At 61.0% G+C, this 21,712-nt stretch carries 18 protein-coding genes and 4 pseudogenes; 15 read left to right on the top strand and 7 right to left on the bottom strand.

Translation table 11 applies throughout. From position 1 onward, the window contains the following. Nucleotides 1–441: 441 nt before the first annotated feature. On the bottom strand, nt 442–1,350 hold the full coding sequence (locus tag HUI96_RS24590) for a LysR substrate-binding domain-containing protein (protein WP_188257353.1): 909 nt from the start codon (nt 1,348–1,350) through the stop codon (nt 442–444). A gap of 125 nt (nt 1,351–1,475) precedes the next feature. On the opposite strand from HUI96_RS24590, the gene HUI96_RS24585 reads away from it, so the two are divergent. From HUI96_RS24585 to HUI96_RS24560, 6 genes are all read left to right on the top strand, one after another. After that, nucleotides 1,476–2,441, top strand: a complete 966-nt coding sequence (locus tag HUI96_RS24585) for a tripartite tricarboxylate transporter substrate-binding protein (RefSeq protein WP_188257352.1) — start codon at nt 1,476–1,478, stop codon at nt 2,439–2,441. 48 nt (nt 2,442–2,489) lie between these two features. Beyond that, a complete protein-coding gene (locus HUI96_RS24580; RefSeq protein ID WP_188257351.1) occupies nt 2,490–2,942 on the top strand; it encodes a tripartite tricarboxylate transporter TctB family protein in 453 nt (150 codons plus the stop codon). Between the two features lie 6 nt (nt 2,943–2,948). Next, the gene (locus HUI96_RS24575) at nt 2,949–4,454 is read left to right on the top strand and encodes a tripartite tricarboxylate transporter permease (protein WP_188257405.1); all 1,506 of its coding nucleotides are present in this window, start codon (nt 2,949–2,951) and stop codon (nt 4,452–4,454) included. A gap of 17 nt (nt 4,455–4,471) precedes the next feature. Then, entirely contained in the window at nt 4,472–5,557 is a 1,086-nt protein-coding gene (locus HUI96_RS24570) for a tartrate dehydrogenase (protein ID WP_188257350.1), read from the top strand. A gap of 295 nt (nt 5,558–5,852) precedes the next feature. Then, nucleotides 5,853–6,104 (top strand): cation:dicarboxylate symporter family transporter, encoded by a 252-nt coding sequence (locus tag HUI96_RS24565; RefSeq protein ID WP_237684357.1) that lies wholly within the window; start codon nt 5,853–5,855, stop codon nt 6,102–6,104. 36 nt (nt 6,105–6,140) lie between these two features. Next, nucleotides 6,141–7,304: a mandelate racemase/muconate lactonizing enzyme family protein gene (locus tag HUI96_RS24560; RefSeq protein WP_210320309.1), complete on the top strand. Its 1,164-nt coding sequence runs from the start codon at nt 6,141–6,143 to the stop codon at nt 7,302–7,304. Between the two features lie 326 nt (nt 7,305–7,630). Here HUI96_RS24560 and HUI96_RS24555 read toward each other — a convergent pair whose 3' ends face one another. Then, nucleotides 7,631–8,521, bottom strand: coding sequence for a LysR family transcriptional regulator (locus tag HUI96_RS24555; protein ID WP_188257349.1), 891 nt, complete (start codon nt 8,519–8,521; stop codon nt 7,631–7,633). Between the two features lie 119 nt (nt 8,522–8,640). Between HUI96_RS24555 and HUI96_RS24550 the strand changes: the two genes are divergently transcribed. Next, nucleotides 8,641–10,014 (top strand): nucleobase:cation symporter-2 family protein, encoded by a 1,374-nt coding sequence (locus HUI96_RS24550; RefSeq protein ID WP_188257348.1) that lies wholly within the window; start codon nt 8,641–8,643, stop codon nt 10,012–10,014. 30 nt (nt 10,015–10,044) lie between these two features. Beyond that, nucleotides 10,045–11,424: an amidohydrolase family protein gene (locus tag HUI96_RS24545; RefSeq protein WP_188257347.1), complete on the top strand. Its 1,380-nt coding sequence runs from the start codon at nt 10,045–10,047 to the stop codon at nt 11,422–11,424. A gap of 488 nt (nt 11,425–11,912) precedes the next feature. On the opposite strand, the gene HUI96_RS30335 is transcribed toward HUI96_RS24545, so the two are convergent. Continuing rightward, nucleotides 11,913–12,116 carry a hypothetical protein gene (locus tag HUI96_RS30335; protein WP_188257346.1) on the bottom strand — a complete coding sequence of 68 codons (204 nt, stop codon included), beginning with the start codon at nt 12,114–12,116 and terminating at the stop codon, nt 11,913–11,915. A 169-nt stretch (nt 12,117–12,285) separates the two neighbouring features. Here HUI96_RS30335 and HUI96_RS24535 point away from each other — a divergent pair, with 169 nt between their 5' ends. Next, the gene (locus HUI96_RS24535; RefSeq protein ID WP_188257345.1) at nt 12,286–13,557 is read left to right on the top strand and encodes a hypothetical protein; all 1,272 of its coding nucleotides are present in this window, start codon (nt 12,286–12,288) and stop codon (nt 13,555–13,557) included. A gap of 283 nt (nt 13,558–13,840) precedes the next feature. Here the strand turns inward: HUI96_RS24535 and HUI96_RS24530 are convergent, their stop codons facing one another. Further along, a complete protein-coding gene (locus tag HUI96_RS24530) occupies nt 13,841–14,404 on the bottom strand; it encodes a LysR substrate-binding domain-containing protein (RefSeq protein WP_337918612.1) in 564 nt (187 codons plus the stop codon). Here HUI96_RS24530 and HUI96_RS24525 point away from each other — a divergent pair. Continuing rightward, nucleotides 14,370–15,110, top strand: a complete 741-nt coding sequence (locus HUI96_RS24525; RefSeq protein ID WP_188257343.1) for an SDR family oxidoreductase — start codon at nt 14,370–14,372, stop codon at nt 15,108–15,110. The genes HUI96_RS24530 and HUI96_RS24525 overlap by 35 nt on opposite strands. 245 nt (nt 15,111–15,355) lie before the next feature. On the opposite strand, the gene HUI96_RS29630 is transcribed toward HUI96_RS24525, so the two are convergent. Then, entirely contained in the window at nt 15,356–15,895 is a 540-nt protein-coding gene (locus HUI96_RS29630; protein WP_237684356.1) for a BA14K family protein, read from the bottom strand. Nucleotides 15,896–16,878: 983 nt separating this feature from the next. Here HUI96_RS29630 and HUI96_RS24515 point away from each other — a divergent pair. From HUI96_RS24515 to HUI96_RS24505, 3 genes and pseudogenes are all read left to right on the top strand, one after another. Next, on the top strand, nt 16,879–17,322 hold the full coding sequence (locus tag HUI96_RS24515) for an SRPBCC family protein (protein WP_188257342.1): 444 nt from the start codon (nt 16,879–16,881) through the stop codon (nt 17,320–17,322). A gap of 115 nt (nt 17,323–17,437) precedes the next feature. Then, nucleotides 17,438–17,911: pseudogene (locus HUI96_RS24510) on the top strand (VOC family protein). Nucleotides 17,912–18,388: 477 nt separating this feature from the next. After that, on the top strand, nt 18,389–19,300 hold the full coding sequence (locus HUI96_RS24505) for an agmatinase (RefSeq protein ID WP_188257341.1): 912 nt from the start codon (nt 18,389–18,391) through the stop codon (nt 19,298–19,300). Nucleotides 19,301–19,355: 55 nt separating this feature from the next. On the opposite strand, the gene HUI96_RS29950 is transcribed toward HUI96_RS24505, so the two are convergent. Further along, nucleotides 19,356–19,481, bottom strand: a complete 126-nt coding sequence (locus HUI96_RS29950; RefSeq protein WP_273033214.1) for a hypothetical protein — start codon at nt 19,479–19,481, stop codon at nt 19,356–19,358. 550 nt (nt 19,482–20,031) lie between these two features. Further along, a pseudogene (locus tag HUI96_RS24500) lies at nt 20,032–20,525 on the bottom strand (EamA family transporter); the annotation flags it as partial. A 1-nt stretch (nt 20,526) separates the two neighbouring features. Here HUI96_RS24500 and HUI96_RS29625 point away from each other — a divergent pair. Both HUI96_RS29625 and HUI96_RS24495 read left to right on the top strand, forming a co-directional pair. After that, nucleotides 20,527–20,703, top strand: a pseudogene (locus HUI96_RS29625) (PLP-dependent aminotransferase family protein); the annotation flags it as partial. Further along, nucleotides 20,703–21,470: pseudogene (locus HUI96_RS24495) on the top strand (SulP family inorganic anion transporter); the annotation flags it as partial. The pseudogenes HUI96_RS29625 and HUI96_RS24495, both read left to right, overlap by 1 nt. Between the last annotated feature and the right edge of the window lie 242 nt (nt 21,471–21,712).

Below are 21,712 nucleotides of genomic sequence, written 5' to 3'. Positions count from 1 at the left end.
ACGGCGGCCGCCGCCAGAGACAGTGGCCACCGTTCGGCCATCCGACCAAGGTGCTTGAGTTAGTGTCCGCTTCAGCATCCTGTCGACCGAAAGCCGTCGGTCCGGAATCGACCCAGACAGGTCGTTCGACAGCACTGGCTTGAAAGGCCGGTTCTGGCGCATTTGAATCCTTCAGCAGCGGAGTAGAGGGGCATCGTCGAATGCTTCCTCAAAGCGAAGATCTGACCCAGAGCTGCCCTTGCTAGGGAACTCCTGAAGGATCGTGTGCGGTACGAAAGCAAGCGTTTAACCCGCCCTGATCACGGATCGTAGATCGTGGATCGGACAGGGATCGCTTCAGGCCGCGCGTGGTCTGGCTGCCGTCGTGACCAGATTTTTGAGCCCGCGCCCCTTGTCGATCATCACAGGCAAACGGATCGCCCCATAGCCTCAACCTGGATCCTATCTCTTCCGGGCCAACATCACTGTCGACCAGAATTGTTCGGCAAGTTCCGTCATCCTCGCCCGAGGCCGGATGAGCACGATCTTTACGGCGACCGCCCATTCATCGTCGCCCGCGAGCGCGAGTTTTCCATCATCTCCAAGTTCGGAATTCGCCAGGCTCTCGGGGATCCAGGCAACACCTTTGCCCTCAAGAACCAGAGCCTTCAGCACCATGGCAAGATGGGAGGTGAAGACCGGAGCAAGACGCAGATGTCCCGGACGGGCAGGAATTGTGGCTGCTAGAATCCGCCCCATCCCGGACTTCTCGTCGAAGGCGATATGCGGCACGGGTTCTTCAGGCGTGCCGGGGAGTCTGTGGATCGGTGCTCCCGTTTCAGTACGCATGGCGACAGGAACGAGGAGATCACTTGCCAGTTCTACGTGCTTGAAGTCCGTCTCGTGCAGGCGGATCTCGCTGTCCGGATGGTGATGGCAAAGAAGGAACTGGGCACGGCCCTCCGCCATCATCTTCTCGCACTCGTTCATGTTATCGGACAGAAGGCGTATCGGCACGGTCGTCGTGGAAGAACCGAGGCTCTGGACCCATCCAGGAAAGAACGTGAACGAGAGGGCGTGAGTTGCGGCAAAAGTCAGCGTAGCACTGGCGGCTCGCGCTTGGTCAAGTTCGTGTTTTGCCCTTTCAAGGCGCTGCACGACGTCCTTCGCGGCGGAAAGCATGATCTCCCCGGCCGGCGTGATCTTTAGGCGGTGCGTGGAGCGGTCGACCAGCGGTGCGCCGCTCCATTCTTCGAGCGCCCTGATCCTGCGGCCGAAGGCAGGCTGGGTAATGTTCCGCAGTTCGGCGGCTCTTGAAAAGTTCAACGTCTCCGCAAGAGCGCGCAGGTCGGAAAGCCAGGCAATATCCATCTCATCTCCTCACGAGTGGCATCAAATGAAGCCGGATCGGCATTGGACCGTCTACCGATTGTCAGTAAAGGTCCGGCGAGGAGTGCCGTTGTTGAAGTCAACGGCAGGTTGAGGAGGAAGAAAAAATGAAGCTCACCGTCACGATAGCTGCGCTCGCGCTTTCCGTCAGTCAGGTTTTCGCGGCCGACTACCCCGAGCGCAGCATCTTCATGGTCGTGCCGTACGCCGCAGGCGGCCCCACCGACACGATTGCACGCCTTACCGCGGATGCAATGTCCAAGTCACTCGGACAGCAGATTGTGGTCGAGAACGTCGCGGGAGCCGGTGGGACCATCGGTGCCCGCCGTGTCGCGGAAGCCGAGCCTGACGGATACACGGTTCTCGTCCATCACATCGGGATGGCGACGGCGCCCGCGCTGTATCGCCAGCTTCCCTACAAGCCTTTGGAGGCATTCGAGCCGATTGGGCTGGTCAGCGACGCGCCTATGACTGTCATCGCTCGCTCCGACTTTGAGCCGAAGACCTTCGAGGACCTCGTTGCCTTCATCAAGCAGAACGGCACCAACGTCACCTACGCCCATGCAGGACTTGGGGCAGCCTCCCATCTTTGCGGTACGCTCTTCATGTCGACGATCGGCACGCAGATGACGACCGTTCCTTACAAGGGCAACGGTCCGATCATGACGGATCTCATCGGCAAGCAGATCGACATGACGTGCGACCAGGCAACGAACACGGTCGGACCGATCACGCAGGACCAGGTGAAGGCCTACACAATCACAAGCGAGGCGAGGGCCGATGCCTTGCCTGATCTGCCGACGACTGCGGAGGCAGGGCTTCCAAGCTTCAAGCTCGGTGTCTGGCACGGCGTCTACGCTCCCAAGGGTACGCCGAAGGAAGTCATCGAAAAGCTGACTTCAGCTCTGCAGGCCGCAATGGAGGATTCGACTCTCAAGGAGCGGTTCGCGCAGATCGCGACCATTCCGGCCGCGAAGGATCAGGCGACCCCCGAGGCCCTTCACACCAAGCTGGACAGCGAGATCAAGCGCTGGGATCCGATCATCAAGGCCGCCGGCCAGTTCGCCGACTAAGGCCGGCGTGTCGGCTCAGGCATGCCTGAGCCGACACGAGGTACTCCAATGGATACGAAAAACCTTACTGCGGCATGCGTGCTGCTATCGGTAGGGCTCGGGTTCGGACTGACCTCATTCTACGGAATGAATGTCGGGAGCGCATTGAGGATGGGCCCGGGCTACTTTCCGCTTGTATTGTCGATCCTGATCGCATCGATCGGTGCAGCCATCGGCATCAAGGCCCTTACGGTTAGCATGCCATTCCGGCCGCAGGTGGCGCCCATCCGCGCGGTCGCAGCAATCATCGTAGCGCCCATCCTGTTCGGTCTCACAGTCCGCGGCCTTGGATTTGTGCCTGCGGTGGCTTTGACGACGCTTTCCGCCGCCATGGCCGCAAAAGGTCAGAGACCTCTTGCCGCCCTGATCATAGCGGTGGCCATAACGGCCTTCTGTCTTGCCGTCTTCTACTATGGACTCGGCCTTCCCGTCCGTCTCGTCGGACCGTGGATTGGAGTGTGAGTGACAGTGGATCTCATTAGCAACTTGGCGCTCGGAATGAGCGCCGCCATCACGCCCCACAACATTCTCTTCTGCTTCGTCGGGGCCTTGCTTGGAACGTTGGTCGGCGTCCTTCCCGGAATCGGGCCGACGGCGACGATCGCGATGCTTCTGCCGATCACGCTGTCCCTGTCGCCAGAGACATCCCTGATCATGCTTGCAGGGATCTACTACGGAGCCCAGTATGGCGGATCGACGACGGCGATCCTGATCAACCTTCCCGGCGAATCCTCTTCCGCGGTCACGGCTCTGGACGGATATCAGATGGCGCGACAGGGAAGGGCCGGGCCAGCGCTCGCGGCGGCAGCTCTGAGTTCCTTCTTCGCGGGCACGATCGCGACGGTCGTGGTGGCCGCCCTTGCGCCACCTCTGACATCCATTGCGTTAAGATTCGGCTCTCCCGAGTACTTCGGCCTGATGGTGCTGGGACTGGCGGCGTCGATCGTCCTTGCCAGCGGATCCGTTCTCAAGACCATCGCAATGGTCTCGATGGGGCTGATCTTCGGCCTGGTCGGGACGGACATCAACACCGGAGCGATGCGTTTTACGCTCGGTCGGCCGGAACTGGCTGACGGTTTGAACTTCGTAGCCGTCGCCGTTGGTATCTTCGGAATCGCCGAGATCCTCCGCAACCTGGAAACGACGATTGAGAGGACGGCGGTCATCAAGCGGGTGGCAGGCCTCTGGCCGAGCAGGGCGGATTTCAAGGCGATGATCGCCCCCGCATGCCGCGGTACCGCGCTTGGCTCGGCGCTTGGAGTCCTTCCGGGCGGCGGCGCAATTCTCGCATCCTTTGCTTCCTATGCGCTGGAGAAAAAGATCTCCAAGTCGCCGGATCGCTTCGGCCAGGGAGCGATCGAGGGCGTCGCGGGCCCTGAAGCCGCCAACAATGCTGGCGCTCAGACGTCCTTCATACCGATGCTGACTCTCGGCGTTCCTGCCAATCCTGTCATGGCTCTCATGATCGGTGCGATGATCATCCAGGGTATTGTCCCTGGCCCTCAGGTCGCAACATCGCAGCCAGTCCTGTTCTGGGGGCTGATCGCCTCCATGTGGATCGGCAATCTTCTGCTCGTCGTTCTGAACCTGCCGCTGATCGGCCTATGGGTGAGGCTGCTGACTGTCCCTTACACGGTGCTGTTTCCGGCAATCCTCGCGTTCGCATCGATCGGTGTCTACAGCGTCAACTCCAATACGTTCGACCTCTACGTCATGGCGGCCTTCGGGATCTTCGGCTACGTGCTTTCAAAGCTTGAGTTCGAGCCGGCACCGATGCTGCTGGGATTCGTTCTCGGCCCTCTGCTCGAGGAACATCTTCGCAGGGCGATGACGATCTCGCACGGCGACGTAATGATCTTCTTGAACAGGCCGATCAGTGCCGGACTGCTGGCGGTCGCACTTGCCGTCTTATCAATCGCCTTTCTCCCAACCATCGCAAAACGCCGCAAGGAAGTCTTCGTTGAGGAAGACTGACGAAATTGGAACAAGACATGACTGTGATCAGAACTAACCGAATCCACAGGATCGCGTCCATCGCCGGGGATGGCATCGGCAAAGAGGTGGTCCCGGAAGGACTGCGTATCCTTGAAGCCGCATCCAAGAAGTACGGCTTCGAGCTCCAGATCGACACATTCGATTTTGCCTCGTGCGACTACTACGTGAAGCACGAGCGGATGATGCCGGAGGACTGGAAGACCCAGATCGGCGGGCACGACGCCATCTTCTTTGGAGCGGTGGGCTGGCCCGAAGTGGTGCCGGATCACATCTCGCTCTGGGGATCCCTAATCCAGTTCCGCAGGGAGTTCGATCAGTATGTCAGCCTGCGGCCCGTGCGCCTGATGCCTGGCGTGACATCTCCGCTGGCGGGCCGTGCCCCGGGTGACATCGACTTCTACGTCGTGCGTGAGAATACAGAAGGGGAGTACTCGTCCATCGGCGGCAAGATCTTTCCTGGCACGGAACGGGAGACGGTCGTCCAGGAGACCGTGATGACGAGGATAGGCGTCGATCGAATCCTTCGTTTCGCCTTCGACCTCGCGCAGAGTCGCCCCAGGAAGAGATTGACGTCGGCGACGAAGTCGAATGGCATCTCGATCACCATGCCCTATTGGGACGAGCGGGTCGAAGAGATGGCAAAGTCTTACCCGGATATCGTATGGGACAAGTATCACATTGACATCCTGTGCGCGCACTTCGTTCTCAATCCAGACCGGTTCGACGTGGTGGTGGCTTCCAACCTTTTCGGCGACATCCTTTCCGATCTTGGCCCGGCCTGCACAGGCACGATCGGCATCGCGCCATCCGGCAATATCAATCCCGAGAGGAAGTTTCCGTCCCTATTCGAACCAGTGCATGGCTCGGCTCCCGACATAGCAGGACAGGGCATAGCAAACCCGATCGGCCAAATCTGGTCTGCGGCCATGATGCTCGAGCACCTGGGGGAGCAGGAGGCTGCGAGCGCCGTGATGTCCGCGATCGAGGCTTCTCTCGCTGACCCTCGTTTGCGCACCCGTGATCTCGGTGGCAGCGCGGACACAGTCACCTCCGGAAAGGCCGTAGCGGACTTCCTCAGCTAGGCCGAGTTCCTGGATGACAAAGACTCATGCGCTGCTGATGCCAAAAGTGAACAGCGCGTCGGGTTGAGAAGAGGACCCTCGATTCCGAAAAGCGAGCGAATTTCGGGTGATTCCTAAGAAGAACTAGAATCTGAGGACATCAGCAGCTTTGTGGCAGGCCAGCGGGTGTATGCCGAATTGGCACTGATAGGTTTCCTATCAGCATTGGTGTGTCGACCATCCCTTCCGTACTAGGGCCTGATCGGTCATCCATCCGCAGCGGAGGTGCGGCACGAGGATCAGGAGGAGGTAGCCCATGGCGAGAAATCGGTCGTCGGTCTGGTGCACGTGCATCTATCTTACCAGGGCGGCCGTTTTCGTCGCCCAGGCGACAAGCGCTCTCCTCGGCATTGGAGGGCAACTCGTCAACCTGGGCGTCCTGATACTTACCTCGAAAGGATCTGCAGGCGTTGCCGGAGCAGGTTTCGTGACGCTCGGCACCACGCTCTCAAGCTTCCATGCCATCCCGCTCCAGATCACCGCTGCGGCCCCCCAGGCCCTGCACTGAGACATCAACTTCTTCTATCCGAACCGGAGTATCAAAATGCGCATCGTTGAGGTCTGCGAGGTCACCAAACCAATCGCTTCGCCAATCCGCAACGCCTACATCGACTTCAGCAAGATGACGGCCAGCCTCGTCGCAGTTGTCACCGACGTGGTCAAGGACGGCCGTCGTGTCGTCGGCTACGGCTTCAATTCCAACGGCCGCTATGGTCAGGGCGGCCTGATCCGCGAGCGGTTCCGAAACCGCATTCTGGACGCATCACCGGAAAGCCTGATGAATGACGCGGGCACCAATCTCGACCCGCACAAAATCTGGGCGACGATGATGATGAACGAGAAGCCCGGCGGCCACGGCGAGCGCTCGGTCGCGGTGGGCACGATCGACATGGCCGTCTGGGATGCCGTCGCGAAGATCGAAGGTAAGCCGCTTTTCCGCCTTCTCGCGGAGATGAAGGGCAGGGAAGCGAACCCGAAGGTGTTCGTCTATGCCGCTGGCGGCTACTACTATCCCGGCAAGGATAACAGCGCCCTGCAGGCTGAAATGCGGGGCTACCTCTACCGCGGCTACAACGTCGTCAAGATGAAGATCGGCGGCGCGCCGATCGATGAAGATCGCGGCCGTATCGAAGCCGTCTTGAAGGAGATCGGTTCACAGGCGCAGCTTGCCGTGGATGCCAATGGTCGCTTCGATCTCGAGACCGGCATCGCCTACGCCAAGATGCTTCGCGAGTATCCACTGTTCTGGTACGAGGAAATCGGCGATCCTCTCGACTACGCCCTGCAGGCCGCGATCTCCGAGTTCTACGACGCACCGATGGCAACTGGCGAAAATCTCTTCTCGCACCAGGATGCCCGCAACCTGCTCCGCTATGGAGGCATGCGTCCGGATCGCGACTACCTGCAGTTCGACTGCGCTCTGTCCTATGGCCTGGTCGAATATCTCCGGACGCTGGATGTCCTGCGGCAATTCGGCTGGTCGCCGTCCCGCTGCATCCCGCACGGCGGCCACCAGATGTCGCTCAACATCGCCGCGGGCCTCGGACTTGGCGGCAACGAGAGCTACCCGGACCTCTTCCAACCCTATGGCGGTTTCCCGGACGGCGTGAAGGTCGAGGACGGCCATATCGTCATGCCCGAACTGCCGGGCATCGGCTTCGAAGGCAAGTCGGACCTCATCAAGGTCATGCGCGAGTTGGCCGAATAGTAAGACCCGGAGCGGGCGTTCTGTCGCCCGCTCCGTCCTGGAGTCGAACTGCGGATGAAGTGGATCCGTCCGGCAATGCGCAGGAATGACCCCATCAGTGACCTTCGCCGTCCGCGTTGCGAATGGCCGCTTTGCGCCGCTTCTCAGCCGTTCGCACGGCCGGTTCGTCCACCAAAAGCGGACATCGTCGGTGCCGAGGCCATAATTTGCGCCATTTCCAGCATTGACGCCGCGCTCCTAAACGGACGTGCCTCGGACGAGTATCCTCCATACCACTGACATCTAGCTCGTGGAGGCTGTTCGATCCAAATCCGGGGGAGGCTGCCCTAGCCGGAGATTTGACTTCGACCCAGTTCGGTCTTCAGCCAGGCGGCGACGACCCCTGGTCTGTCATCGATTTTCCACACCAGATCGAGTCCGACCCGCCAGTCGGTAAACGGATACGCGTCCAGCCTGAGTTCGGCGATCTCGCCGCCTTGCAGTTCGGACGCCACGAGGCGTCTGGGCACGATCGCCCATCCCAGCCCGCTTTTTAGCAGATTCAGCAGCGTGACCTGGCTTTCCACGACCCATCTACGCGGAGATTTCAGATACTCGCTCGTTAGAAGATGGCCAGTCTGCGCCGCCAGAAACAGCTGAACATGGTCGGCCAGATGTGAGAACCGCACGCCTTCCGTCCCAGCCAGGGGATGATCATATCGAGCCGCGTTGATCAGGACCACATCGCCTAACCGTCGGAACCCAATCCCTGTGGGATAGTGCGGTCGGGCGCATCCGAGGCCCAGCGTGGCCTCGCCGTTGACCAGCATTTCCAGCAACCCGCCCCCGGTCGGCTGGAGGATGTCGAGTTGGACGCTCGGAAAGCTACGGCTCATATCGGCAAGCACTGCGGCAATCTCCGCCGTTGGGAACGCATCTTCGATGGCGATAGCAACACGTGCTTCCGACGAACTGGCGAGGGCATGTGCCCGTTCCTTCAAGCTGTCGCGGTGTGACAGGATGGCCTCCACCTCTGGCAGCAGCGCTCCGCCCGCGTGCGTTAGTAGCGGGTATCGGCCCTTCCGGTCGAACAAGGATACCCCAAGATCAATTTCGAGGTCCGCGATGGCGCTGCTCACTGCGGATTGAGCCTTCCCGAGCTTGCGCGCCGTTTCGGAAAAGGACTTTTCGCGTGCTGCAGCTTGGAAGACGAGAAGCTGTTCGAGGGAGACGTCCATTCGATCCATCGGAAAAGGAGATAGATCCCAATTTTACAGCTTGCCCACCGCTACGCAATATCCGGCCTCGCGCTCGGGAGGAGTCCGTCGCGGAAGATGACTCTTAGGGAGGAGAGACAATGTCAATTGAAGTCCACGAGGTGGACCGGAGACTGCCGCCCGTTCGGACGGCAGTGTTGGGGTTTCAGCATGTATTGGTGATGTATTCGGCCTGTATCGTTGTGCCCCTTATTCTCGGGGCGGCTCTCAACCTTCCGAAAGAGCATCTCGTCATCATCATCAGCGCCGACCTGTTCGTCGCGGGACTGGTATCTTTGATCCAGTCGCTGGGCTTTTTCGGGTTCGGCATGCGAATGCCGGTGATGATGGGAGTGACCTTCACCTCAATCGCGCCGATGATCGCGATCGGAGCCAACCCGTCGCTTGGCCTGCCCGGCATCTATGGCGCCATCATCGCATCCGGGATATTTGGCATCCTTTTCGCGCCGCTGATGGCCCGGTTTCTTCGCTTCTTTCCAGCGGTCGTGACAGGCTCGGTCCTGTTGGTGATCGGTCTGAGCCTCATGAAGGTAGGCATCGACTGGGCGGCCGGTGGGCCACCCGTGCTTGCCAGCGGCGAGCCCAACCCGAAATACGGCGCGCCAATCTACCTGATCATTTCGCTTGGCGAACTGGCGCTCATCCTGCTTCTGTCGCGCTTTGCCAAAGGATTTTTGGCGAACATCGCGGTCCTGATCGGTGTTGTTGCCGGCTTCATTGCGGCATTTGCCATCGGTGAGATCAGTCTTGGAGAATGGTCCCAAACACCATGGTTTGTCTTCATCCGGCCGTTGGCCTTTGGCATGCCTGTCTTCGATCCGCTGGCGATCGTTTCGATGTGCCTGGTTATGCTCGTGACCCTAGTGGAATCGACAGGAATGTTCCTGGCGCTTGGCACCATTGTCGATCGTCCGACAACGCCTCCGCGCCTGGTTCGGGGATTGCGGGCCGACGGCCTGGGCGCCGTCCTCGGTGGGCTTTTCAACGCCTTTCCCTATACGTCATTCTCCCAGAACATCGGGCTTGTGACGTTGACCGGCGTCAAGAGTCGCTATGTCTGCGCCGCCGGCGGGATCATTCTCGTCCTGCTCGGCCTGTTCCCGAAGCTCGCCTATGTCGTCGCCTCGACGCCGCCCTTCGTGCTCGGCAGCGCGGCGCTTGTGATGTTTGCAATGGTGGCGATGATGGGGGTGCGCATCCTCTCCACCGTCGATTTTGAGAAGAACCAGGGCTCCGTGCTGGTAGCGGCAGTCAGCGTTGGAGTGGGCATGATCCCGATGCTTGCGCCAGGCTTCTTTGTCCACCTTCCGGAATGGACCAAGATCTTCACGGAAAGCGGCATCATTCTGGCTACGCTGACCGCCATTGTCCTCAACCTGCTCTTCAACGGCCTGACGAGCCATGACACCGCCGCGCTCGAGGCGAGCCGCAGCGCCCTTGCGGCCGAAGCCTGAGTTTCAACCACGATCCGACACGGAGACAAAATGACTTCACTTGTTCTACACGCCGACCACCTCGTCACGATGGATGACCACAATACGGTGATCAAGGATGGCGCGGTCCTGGTAGGTCCTGACGGCCTAATTCACGCAGTGGGTGAGGCGCCTGGCCTTCTCGCGGCGAATCCGGGAATCCAGGTCAAGAGACTGGCCAACAGGCTGCTGATGCCGGGCCTGGTCAACACTCACGCCCATTCCGGGTTGCTGCGCGGTACCGCCGAGGAGCTTCCCGTCTGGGATTGGCTTCAGCAATTCATTGATCCGATGCACCGCGTCGTGAATGCCAAGGAAGCCGAGATAGCTTCCCATCTTTGCTATGCAGAGGCGCTGCTGTCGGGGACAACCACGATCGTCGACATGTGGCGGCACATGAGCGGAAGCGCCAGGGTCGCCAAGGACATCGGCATCCGTGCTGTGCTGGTGCCCTATGTCGGGGAACATCCAGACCACAACTATTTCGAGACTTTGGACACCAACGAGGCCTTGATCCAGGATTGGCATGGCGGCGCCGGAGGCAGGATCCATGTGTGGGTCGGCCTTGAGCACATGTTCTACGGCACGCCAGAGGCCTGGAAGCGTGCGGTCGCGCTCAGCCGCAAATACAAGGTTGGCTTCCACACCCACAGCAACGAGAGCCGCTTCGATGTCGCGGAGACTGAACGCCGCTACGGAAAGCGGCCAGTGGAGGCGCTCGAAGCATTCGGATTGCTGGATGCGCACAATGTCCTCCTCGCCCATTGCGTCTGGCTGTCGGAGGAGGAGATCGACATCCTCGCCCGTCACAACGTCGGCGTCGCCCACAACCCCGTAAGCAACATGAAGCTCGCAAGCGGCGCGGCTCCCGTCCTCTCCCTGCGAAAGAAGGGCGTGGCTGTCGGTCTTGGCACCGACGGCGAGAAGGAAAACAACAATCTCGACATGTTCGACGAGATGAAGGTCGCGTCGCTCCTGGCCAAGGTATCGACGCTTGATGCGGCCGCTCTCGATGCGTGGTCGGTGTGCCGCATGGCTACGATCGAAGGAGCCCGGGCGTTGCGACTGGACAAGCAGATCGGCTCGATCGAAGTCGGCAAGCAAGCCGATATGATCGCCGTTCGAACGGATACGCCGCGAATGACGCCTCTCTTGGGAGGAGCTTCGGGGAACCTGCATCACAATCTGGTACACGCTGTGCAGGGCGGAGACGTCGATATGACCATGGTTGGCGGACGCGTCCTTGTTGATGGCGGCAGGCTTCTCAGCGCTGACGTTGGCGCGGTGATTGCCGAGGCGAATGCGGCCGTGCCGGATTTGTTTGCGCGGCGTGCAGCGTGGTTGGCCGGCCATGGCGCGGTCAATGCCCTCAACCGTGTCGAGAGCGCCTAACCCGGCCTTGGTCTAGCGTGATCCTTCGTATGCCAAGCCTTTCGCGCTCTTTTCAAGCCTCTCGGCTTGCATCAGCGACGAACGGCCGGCGGCGGCGCGTCCCAGGAGGCAGGGACGTACTCGGCAATGGTCATGGAACCGTTCTCATCGCGGGAAGCAAGAAGACGCACACCACCAAGAGGACGATTCCAGCGGGCGTAGCTGACGATGTCACAGGCATTGGCAAGCCCGCGCAGTCCCCGAGGACGGCCGCTGAGAACAATCGAGCCGGTGCTGCTGGTTCGCGGGAACGTCAGCTTTCTAATCGCCAGAACCGCGAGGAAAGTCTTGAAAGGGTTAGGCAACGACGCTGCTCGCACAGACCTGAAAGTCCGCTTTAGAAGGTCCGAATCCGAAAGCGGACTGACCGCTCACGGCCCAAACGAGCTCGTGAATCAATTCGTTTTTCTTCCGGCCGTGGTGGCCGAAGGAGAAACATCCTGGGACTTTCACAGTGCGATCTCGCATCGCAGGAGCGACGTGTTTGGAATACAGCCAGGAAGGTCGGCGCGAAACGAGCGCTTAAGCCGCGACAGATGTGGGCAATTCGGTTCTTCCTCGATCGCGAAAGTCGATTGCGAGATCGCGCGCGCTTTGATCTCGCAATCGATATCAAACTGCGCGGCTGCGATCCTGAAGATCATGATCGGCACCTTGGTTGTCTGCCCGAGATCCGATCCCGCGCGCTTGTGGTCCAAAAAACAAGTCGTCCCGTTCAATTTGAGCTGATGGCTGACGCTCCAGCGAGTCTGCCCGCTTCAAAGGGGTTCCCGAAAGGGGCGAAGAGGTTCAACCTCCCGAGACTGAACCAGGGAGGTTGCTGTGACCCTCGTGAAAGATGCCGCCTCACTCCAAAGGGCCATCCATCAGAACGCCGCCCGTATCGAGGTGCAGAGCCAGATCACCGATCTTTCGAGTCTGAAGCTACCCGCCGGAACCCACCTGCGTGGTGTAAGCACCAGCGCCGAACTGCACTTCAAGGAGGGCCAGCCCGGACTGATGCTCAGCGCCGACCACCAGATCGCCGATTTGCGCTTGGTAGCCGATGAAACTCAGGTCGCCCTGGGCCTGTCGGACGATGAAGAGGACCTTGGCACCCTGACTATCAGCAACGTGCGGACGGTCGGCCGTGTCCATCTGGAAGGCAGCCTGGCCAGACGGGGCGACTTGAAACTAGAGAACATCCATGTCGAGCGGGCGGATGCGCGACTGGCCGCCCATCGACCTGGGGGCTTCGGGGTGGAGGTCCTGCTCGGAGGGCTCACGGTTTATAACTACTCAAAGGACAAGGCGAGCCGCTGGACGTTGGAGGCTCTCAACCTCTCGGGCGGCAGCAGGAAACATCCGCTGAGGGGGAGCGGCGTATTCATCTTCGGTGGCTGGTTCATCCCGGTCGATGCCGATCTAAGCCGGGCCCCCGCGCCGACCCAGGAGGGGGGCACAATCGAGCTAAAGCTGCTGAAAACGGGCGAAGTTCACGCGGACGGCGGCATCCCCAAAGGCACGTCAAACCTGATTGCCGGAGGTGTTTTCGTCGGCTCCGGGGTGCATGCCCAAAGCGTAGTCAACGAAGGTCCGACCACAACTTACGGACCCAACGATATGGTGCTCGACAACTGGGGCAGAATCGATTCCTGGGTTGCCCGGGCCGCGGTCACTTCACACGGAAGCAGCGGCATCGGTTTCGTGAACTTTGGAGACATCCACACCTTAAGGATCCAGGCACAAATCGAGACCCACGGAATCGGTGCGCGGGGCTTCAATCTCTACGACGGCTCGCTGGGGGAAGCCGAGTTCCAGAGCATCCTGACCTACGGCGACGGTGCCATTGGGGTACAACTCTCAAAGCCGTTCGGGACGATCACCGTGGAGCAGGACATCCGCACTAAAGGTGGGGAGGGGGACAGCCTGGTGCGGGGCAAGGTGGTCCATCTCAAAGCACACGCCTTGAGCCTCAAGCCGGGGGCGAAGGGAAATGAACTCAGGGTGAAAGGGCAAATTATCGCCGAGAACAGCGCCGTCCCTGACTACGATTTTGTGGCACCTGCGAGCGTGATCGACCGGATCGAGGTCGGTGGAAAGCCGATTGCCTGAGCTATGTGTGCCGGCAGCGGCGACCGCCTCTTGCGTCGAGCCCATTATCATTCAGTCAGCCCGCCTTGAGTTCAGGGTGAGGCTCGCAATAGGTCCGCAGGGGAACGTCGGCTTTTTGCACCTCGGCCGCTAAAATCGGACGGTCCGTTTGCGGACCCTATTGGGACGTTCGACAGCTCTGCGCCGATGTCGGTGAGGCCACTTTGGGCCGACAGCAGCCCGTCCGCTCTCAATGACGCCGATGCGAAAGACAGACCTTCATTGGCGATGATCCGCCAGGCCATCAAGTGGCGATCGTTCCTGGCTCAGCACCTGTGGCGGTGAATTTTTCCAGGATCCAGTCGATGAACAGCCGCACGCACGGCGAGAGTTGGCGATTGCGTGGATAGAGCACGGAAACCGGGGCAACTGGAAGCGCAAAATTGGCCAAGATTCGCACCAGCCGACCTTCCGCTAAGTCACGCTCAATGTGAAAAACCGGCATCTGCGCGAGGCCGAGTCCCGTCAGAACGGCGTCCTGGCAGATCTCTGTCCCCGTGACCGAAAGAGGGGAAGCCACCTCGACTCGAACCAAGTCCCTGTCAAGCAGGAATTCGAAGGGCCGAAGCGCACCAGTCGTGATCGACCGGAGGCAAACGGTTGCGCGGCCTGCGTGAAGCTTCGCCGGTCCACCACCCGGGTGAAGAGCCGCATCGAGTCGAGCCGGTCCATTCAAATTGTTCCAAGTCAGAATAGTGCTGATTATCTCAGCGCCTCTAAAGGGCATTTTGCTCTCATCCGCTTCGGACGAGCGGAAGGACAAAGAGAGCATCATGAACGCAGACACTAACAAGGTTGCAATCGTCACCGGCGCGTCGCAGGGCATCGGCGCTGCAATCGCGGAACGGCTGGCGGCGGACGGCTTCACCGTCGTCGCCAACTATGCCAGCAGCGCGGCGGAGGCAGAGGCGCTGGTCACGAAGATCGAGGCGGCAGGCGGCCGCGCGATTCCCGAGCAAGCCGATATCAGTGACCCGGCTGCAGTCGCGCGCATGTTCTACGCGGCACAGGCGGCGTTCGGCGGCATGGACGTGCTGGTCAACAATGCCGGCATCATGAAGCTGGCTAGCCTTGCCGAGAGCGACGACGCGCTGTTCGATAGCCAAGTCGCGATCAACCTCAAGGGCGTGTTCAACACGCTGCGCGAGGCGGCTAAGCGTCTGCGCGAGGGCGGGCGGATCATCAGTCTCTCGTCAAGCGTGGTCGGACTCACTCCCGCCACCTACGGCGGCTACGCGGCCACCGAGGCGGGGGTCGAGGCGATGACCCATGTGCAAACCAAGGAACTGCGCGGCCGCAACATCACGGTCAACGCGGTCGCTCCGGGACCGACCGCGACCGCCCTGTTCCTTAACGGCAAGCCCCAAGCGGTGATCGACAATCTCGCCAAGGCAGACCCGCTCGAACGGCTTGGCCAGCCCGAGGTCATCGCTGGCGCGGTCAGCTTCCTCCCCGGACCCAATGGAGCCTGGATCAACGGCCAGGTGCTGCGTGCCAATGGCGGGATCATCTGATCCCGCGTGCCCTCTCACGAAAGGAATTCACCCCGGCTGGCCAACGCGGCCGTCTCGGGGATGGTGATCGTCGGATTGCCCCTAGCGAGCGCCTTCGGCTGGCTCTGGATGGAGCCCTTGCCGGCATCGTCGGCGCTGTCGTCATAGCCTTTAGTCGGCGAGATAGTGATACACGCCAGTCGAAAAAGGCCCCCCTGTGATGACGGGGATGCGAGAGGTGCTCCGGGCGGGAGCGCCCCCCGCGGTCAAGGCGATATGCACTGCCGACGCGGGCCATGGAGGGGCTGGAACGTGTTGTCGGATGCCCGATACGACCGATGATGGGCAGCGCACCTGGCGACATGCGCCGAGTAGCCGCTGTAGTAGTCACCATAGCCTATGCCTTGGCGGTAGAATGCTCCGCCGCCTTGCGGGAACATGCCGCCGCCTCCGCCGCCACCGCCTCCGCCGCCCGTGCCGCCTCCGCCGCCGCCTCCACCGCCCATGCCGCCCCCACCACCGCCCATGCCGCCTCCGCCACCGCCACGGACGAGATGGACGCCGCCAGGATCATCGTCTGGCCAGTGCATAGAGGCGGTTTGCTGCAGGCTGCCCCCGCCGCAACGCATTGTGCCGCAACCTACGGGCTGTTCGGGTAGGGTGCGGAAAGCCTTGCCGCCCGCGTTGACCGTAGGGGCAATATCGGGAATGGAACTGGGATTGCTCCCGGCAAACGCCGGCGCGCCGTAGAGCGCTCCAATGCCCAGCAACCCCGAACATGCGAGCGTTGAGAGATAGCGTCTCATTGTCTTCTCCAAGGAAGGGCGTCCGTGGAGCTCAAGGCCTGCGATGATCGTAGGGGGATGAACCTCGATGCGACGATCGTGGGGGCTGGGCCTCTCTCGGACCTCTTGGATAAACGCAACGCGATCGAAAATATTCCCTGGAACTGCGCTTTCTTAAGGGACGTCATGCCGTCCCCACTGAGATCGCGGCGCGAAGACTTTGGCTTCTTTGGGTCTTGTCAGGGAAAACAAAGGCCCAGCAAGAAAGAAGTTGATGCAATGTCGCCGGCGTCGAGACAAGGGTGCCGTCGGCGGCTTGCCCTTGCTCGTATCAGGCAGCGAACCCATTGGAAGAGGTGATTTGCCGAATATCGGCCTCAGCCAAATGTGTTTGGAAAGCGGACCGGCAGATTTCGGCCCGGAGTTGCCCGACAACAACGCGTCTCCGAAGGCGCCTTTGAGCGCTCACCGCATGTCACGGAAGAGGCGCGGTGCGACGCCGAAGCGACGCTGAAATGCCTCCGCGAGACGCGCGGGCGGAAGAGGCCGACCTGCGCCGCGACCGATTTCAGCGATAGCGATGGAAGGTGCGACGACCTATGCTGCCTCGACGGAGGTGATGGAGACCAACGGCGTTCGCATCGTGCCCACCGGGCGGAAGCGGATAGCCGGAAGGCCAGCGCGTATTGTCCTCTCCCGAGATGAAGTCAGCCGATGCGCTCGACCGCGTACTCGACGCGACCGCTCGCTACGGAGACAGCACCCACCAACGTGGTCGCCAACAGTTCGAGTATCCGAGGCGATGGCGGCATCGGGCCGGCGCCCAGGTCTATTCCAATGCCATTTCGGACTCTCCCGGTTCCGTTCGTCTTGACTTGCATCGGGCGGCGATTGCCGGCCCGTAAGACGCACGAACGGAAGAGGCGGCACGACTGCTTGATGTACTGCGATCTCTCCGCTCGGGACGATCGAACAAACCCAACCAAACCGAAAGGGAGCAATCCATGCCCAGCACGATCCGTCTGCACCGCGTCATTGCCGCCAAGCCGGAGAAGCTCTACCGTGCCTTCCTCGAACCGGACGCGGTGGCGAGTTGGCTTCCACCATACGGATTCACCTGCACCGTCCACGAGTTGGATGCGAAGGTCGGCGGCAATCACCGGATGTCGTTCCGGAATTTTACGACAGGCCACAGCCACTCCTTTGGCGGTAGCTTTCTGGAACTCGCTCCGAGCGAGCGCCTCGTCTACACCGACAGGTTCGACGACCCCAACCTGCCGGGCGAGATGAAGGTCACGGTGAACCTGAAGGCCGTGTCGGTCGGCACAGAGGTGAACATTGAGCAGCAGGGCGTGCCGGACTTGATCCCCGCCGAGGCCTGCTATCTCGGGTGGCAGGAATCTCTGCGCAAGCTCGCGAAACTCGTCGAGCCCGACATCAACCAGTAGGCACGGCTCGCATGCGACCCCTTCCTTAGCTGCGGACCCGCGCAGGATAGCGCGCGGTGAATGCGTGGGAATTGGATCGGACTTGGCCTAGAAACTGAAAGGACGAGCAATGGCGATTGCCAAGAACACAATATGCCTCTGGTACGACAAGGACGCCGAGGTCGCGGCCGGCTTTTACGCCGAGACTTTTCCTGACAGTTCGGTAGGCGCGGTTCACCGTGCTCCCAGCGACTACCCGTCAGGCAAGGCTGGCGACGTGCTGACGGTCGAATTCACGCTCGCCGGCATTCCCTGCCTCGGCCTCAATGGCGGACCTACGTTCAAGCACAACGAAGCCTTCTCGTTCCAGATTGCCACGGAGGACCAGGAGGAGACGGACCGTTACTGGAACGCCATCGTCGGCAATGGCGGCCAGGAAAGTGTGTGCGGCTGGTGCAAGGACAAATGGGGCATCTCCTGACAGATCACGCCACGCGTGCTGACTGAGGTGATGGCTGCTGGCGGCGACGAAGCAAAACGCGCGTTCGAGGCGATGATGGATATGAGGAAAATCGACGTTGCCGTAATCGAGGCGGCTCGGCGCGGCTGATGGTCCATGTCGACCCAGACCGTCGCTGTGTGATCGTTAGCGTCGGCGACTAGGCAATTGCCTCCCCCAGAGCCTTACGATCTCGTCACGGCGGACGTGAAGGCGCCGGACGAGTGGCAGTGCGATAACTCGCACCAGCCGACTGGATTCGGGCGACAATGGCTTCCGCATCGACTCGGACGCACATGACGAGCCCCGAGGTGCGATTGCGCTGCCGGGGACGGCCGATGAAGCGGAGGTACGCCGTGGGGGATGCACCCTCTCGCGCAGGACACGTCCGACGGAATCCTTCGCCTCAGGATTTCGAGCCAGTCGAAATCGCCCCGGAACCCGTGCGCCAGACTATGGCATCCACATCCATGCGGCTCCGGCGGCGGACGGCAGCGATGCAGGAAAGCTCACATAACCCGAAATGCCGTTATACTAGGATGAGGCCGCGCAGTATCTTCGGCGTTCGGATCGGGCTAACTTGCCCGGATGAGCGCACCTACATCTTTCCTGGGATTCCCTGAACGGCTGCCCGAAGGACGCAAACCCCAAGCGGTCATCTTCGGAGCGGGACATGGCACCACCTATCCGGGCAAGGACAGCAGCGGCTATGCCTCGGCTCCGGGTGCCATCCGTGAAGCTAGCTTGAGAGACATCGCATTCGTAGATCACTGGGATTTCGATCTCTGCGGCACACTTTTCGACGGCAAGCCAACCGGCTGCATCGATGCCGGGGACGTGCCGACGACCATGTATGACAATGAGCGCAATCGCGTCGGCATCGAAGCGCAGACGCGTGAGATCCTGGCCATGTCGGCGGTGCCGATCCTGATCGGTGGTGACGATTCCATCCCCATACCCTTCATCGCCGCCTTCGCGGATCACGGCCCGATCTGGATCCTGCAGATCGACGCCCATATCGACTGGCGTGATGAGGTGTACGGGGAACGCTTCGGCTACTCGAACCCTATGAGAAGGGCGAGCGAGATGCCGCATGTCGCGGGTATGGTGCAGGTCGGTCTCCGGAGCGTGGGCAGCGCACGCCTCGAAGAAATCGAAGCTGCCCGGAACTTTGGCAGCCGCTTCGTGACCGCGCGCGAGGTTCACTCTCAGGGGGTCGAAGCGGCTCTAAGGCACATCCCGGAAGGCGCTCGGGTCGTCATCACCCTCGACTGCGACGGACTGGATCCCAGCGTCATGCCGGGGGTAGCTGCCCGGACCCCTGGCGGCCTCACCTATACCCAGACGATCGATTTGATCGCGGGCGTCGGCAAACGAGCCCGGATCGCAGGATTCGATCTCGTCGAGTTCTTTCCTCGCAACGACATCAACGGCATCACAGCGCTGACGGCGGCCCGGCTGGTCGTGAATGCGATCGGAGCCATCGTCAGGCAGGATTGAATCCTGCTGATAGTCGTCCGGCGGGTACCGTTGCGCACAACGTTATCAAACAAGGTCAGATCCCGCGGGCGCCGAGATCGAGCAGAGCGATCACAGCTCCGGCGCCGAGCACCGCGATCTCTATCAGCCGAACTGCAACCATCCTGGCACCGGGCCTGGCCCGCGTATCGACCACCAGCACGATCGCCGTTGCCGATCCGGCGCTCAGGATCGTTAGGGCGACTACGGTGGCGAAGATGATCTCAAAGGGGTTCGTGTCCGATCTCCTCTCTTCTGGGGGAGCAGTGTCTCAGACCTAGCGGGGAGGGGATGAAATTGGCTAGCCGGCTTCGGGAGCACCTGAGGACTGTGGGGTTTTCGGTCTCGTCAGGAGGCATTCTATCCCCACTCCAGAAAGTCGAATCTGACCAGCGTGAAAAGCGCGGCATTCTGACGGCCTCGGTGTCCATCGGGTAGTTCTGCCCTCCCTTGCTCAAGATGCCCGCAGTTTCAGATTTCGGGTATTCCGCTACTCGATGAGCCGTCGGGGTGAGATCACGATATTCCCGTAGTGTTAGGTCGATGACCGCTTCTGGCGCACTCACGTCAGATGTGCTTCCTCCAAGGATTTGCTTCCAGGCAATGGTTGGCTACTGCCCGGTTTGACCCAAGGCGTTCGTTGCGGTGGGCTGGTCTCGACCGGCTGCATGGATCATCTTCACGGACGTATACGTCGGCTTGTCCTCGCGATCCTACAGGGCGAACTTTCGCGCGCCGGCCACGCACAGGATCATCGCCACGGTCACCATAAACATCACCGACGTGACTGGCTCGTGCAGAAGCGTGGCGGCCAGCGCAAGTCCGAAGAAGGGCTGCAGAAGCTGCAACTGGCCCACGGCAGCGATGCCGCCTTGCGCCAAGCCGCGATACCAGAACACAAAACCGATCAACATGCTGAACAGCGAGACGTAGGCCAGGCTGATCCAGGCGGGAGCCTCATCGCGAGAGCGTCGGCGGCATGTACAGGATGGCCAGCACGGCCATGATCGGCAGCGACAGAACCACACGAGATCACTTGCCAGCCACCCAACGTCCGGGCGAGCTTCGCACCCTCCGCACAGCCCAGGCCACACACGACGATCGCGGCTAGCATCAATGCATCGCCCCTCGGGGACGCCGCGAGTCCCTGCGAAACGGCAAAGCCCGTCACTACCGCGCTGCCGTGCACGGAGAACATCCAGAACGCAGACCCCTTCTGGGTCTCGCGGCAGTCGCTGGAGGCAGGTGGCCAAGACCTGAAGCCCGGCTGCGGATGGCTTCCGCCGTCATGGCTGCCCGAGGACGGCGTCAGGAAGGCGCTCCGCTCGCTCTCGCGTGCCGACGGTCCTGCGCTTGCCGACTGTGGCTCCCCGCTGGGCCTGCCGCCTCGGCCATCTCGTCAGGTTATCCGGTGACGGGCGGCTTCGCGCGCTCGGTGGTCAATTTCGATGCGGGGGCTGAAACCCCGGCCGCCGGCATCTACACTGCGATCGGCATCGCGCTTGCGACATTGCTCCTGACACCGTTTTTGGCCAACTTGCCGCAGGCCACCTTGGCTGCGACGATCATCGTCGCCGTCCTGTCCTTGGTTGACTTCTCCGCCATGCGCCGCGTCTGGACTTATTCGAAGTCCGATTTTTCAGCTATGGCGGCGACCATTCTCGGCACGCTGTTCCTTGGGGTAGAGATCGGGGTGGTGATGGGCGTGGCGCTGTCGCTGCTGTTGCACCTTTATCGTACATCGCGCCCACACATGGCCATTGTCGGCCAGGTGCCCGGCACCGAGCATTTCCGCAATGTCGAAAGACATCAGGTCATCACCTCGCCTGAGATCCTGTCGCTACGAGTCGATGAAAGCCTCTATTTCGCCAATGCTCGATACCTCGAGGACCGTGTCGCGGAACTCGTGGCCGAAAGACCTGAACTGAAGCACGTCGTCCTGATGTGCTCGGCCGTCAACGCCATCGATGCGTCCGCGCTCGAGAGTCTCGAAGAGATAAACCACCGCCTCATTGACACGGGCATTACCCTGCACCTGTCAGAAGTGAAGGGGCCGGTCATGGATCGCCTGAAGCACTGCGATTTCCTAAATGACCTAACCGGACGCGTCTTCCTTAGCCAGTACGAGGCGGTCGACCGACTCGCGCGCTGAAAGAGTCCTGGTTCCAGACTTGCGCATTGCATGAGAAGATAACTCATTCATCTAACGCTACTGGTATCATCAGCGGGATAATGGCTCCGCAAAGTGCCACTTCCGTGGCCTTAAGCATTGAGGAAATCACAAAGGGACCGAATAGTATTGCGCCCTCGCGAGGGAAACCTCTTACGAAGGCGCAGGACCCTTCGGTGACCTCCACGGTCCTGTCAGCCGGTGCGGGGGCACTTGCTTGGGGC

The organism is Pseudaminobacter soli (ex Zhang et al. 2022), from assembly GCF_014595955.1.
In the GTDB taxonomy this organism is placed as follows: domain Bacteria; phylum Pseudomonadota; class Alphaproteobacteria; order Rhizobiales; family Rhizobiaceae; genus Kumtagia; species Kumtagia pseudosoli.
Note: the sequence above shows the minus strand (reverse complement) of the source record. Positions and strands in the feature narration are given on the sequence as shown.

Bases quoted from the DNA above. Each gene is read 5' to 3' on its own strand.
- HUI96_RS24590 (WP_188257353.1), bottom strand. From the start codon at position 1,350: ATGGATATTGCCTGGCTTTCCGACCTGCGCGCTCTTGCGGAGACGTTG.
- HUI96_RS24585 (WP_188257352.1), top strand. From the start codon at position 1,476: ATGAAGCTCACCGTCACGATAGCTGCGCTCGCGCTTTCCGTCAGTCAG.
- HUI96_RS24580 (WP_188257351.1), top strand. From the start codon at position 2,490: ATGGATACGAAAAACCTTACTGCGGCATGCGTGCTGCTATCGGTAGGG.
- HUI96_RS24570 (WP_188257350.1), top strand. From the start codon at position 4,472: ATGACTGTGATCAGAACTAACCGAATCCACAGGATCGCGTCCATCGCC.
- HUI96_RS24565 (WP_237684357.1), top strand. From the start codon at position 5,853: ATGGCGAGAAATCGGTCGTCGGTCTGGTGCACGTGCATCTATCTTACC.
- HUI96_RS24560 (WP_210320309.1), top strand. From the start codon at position 6,141: ATGCGCATCGTTGAGGTCTGCGAGGTCACCAAACCAATCGCTTCGCCA.
- HUI96_RS24555 (WP_188257349.1), bottom strand. From the start codon at position 8,521: ATGGACGTCTCCCTCGAACAGCTTCTCGTCTTCCAAGCTGCAGCACGC.
- HUI96_RS24550 (WP_188257348.1), top strand. From the start codon at position 8,641: ATGTCAATTGAAGTCCACGAGGTGGACCGGAGACTGCCGCCCGTTCGG.
- HUI96_RS24545 (WP_188257347.1), top strand. From the start codon at position 10,045: ATGACTTCACTTGTTCTACACGCCGACCACCTCGTCACGATGGATGAC.
- HUI96_RS24525 (WP_188257343.1), top strand. From the start codon at position 14,370: ATGAACGCAGACACTAACAAGGTTGCAATCGTCACCGGCGCGTCGCAG.
- HUI96_RS29630 (WP_237684356.1), bottom strand. From the start codon at position 15,895: ATGAGACGCTATCTCTCAACGCTCGCATGTTCGGGGTTGCTGGGCATT.
- HUI96_RS24515 (WP_188257342.1), top strand. From the start codon at position 16,879: ATGCCCAGCACGATCCGTCTGCACCGCGTCATTGCCGCCAAGCCGGAG.
- HUI96_RS24505 (WP_188257341.1), top strand. From the start codon at position 18,389: ATGAGCGCACCTACATCTTTCCTGGGATTCCCTGAACGGCTGCCCGAA.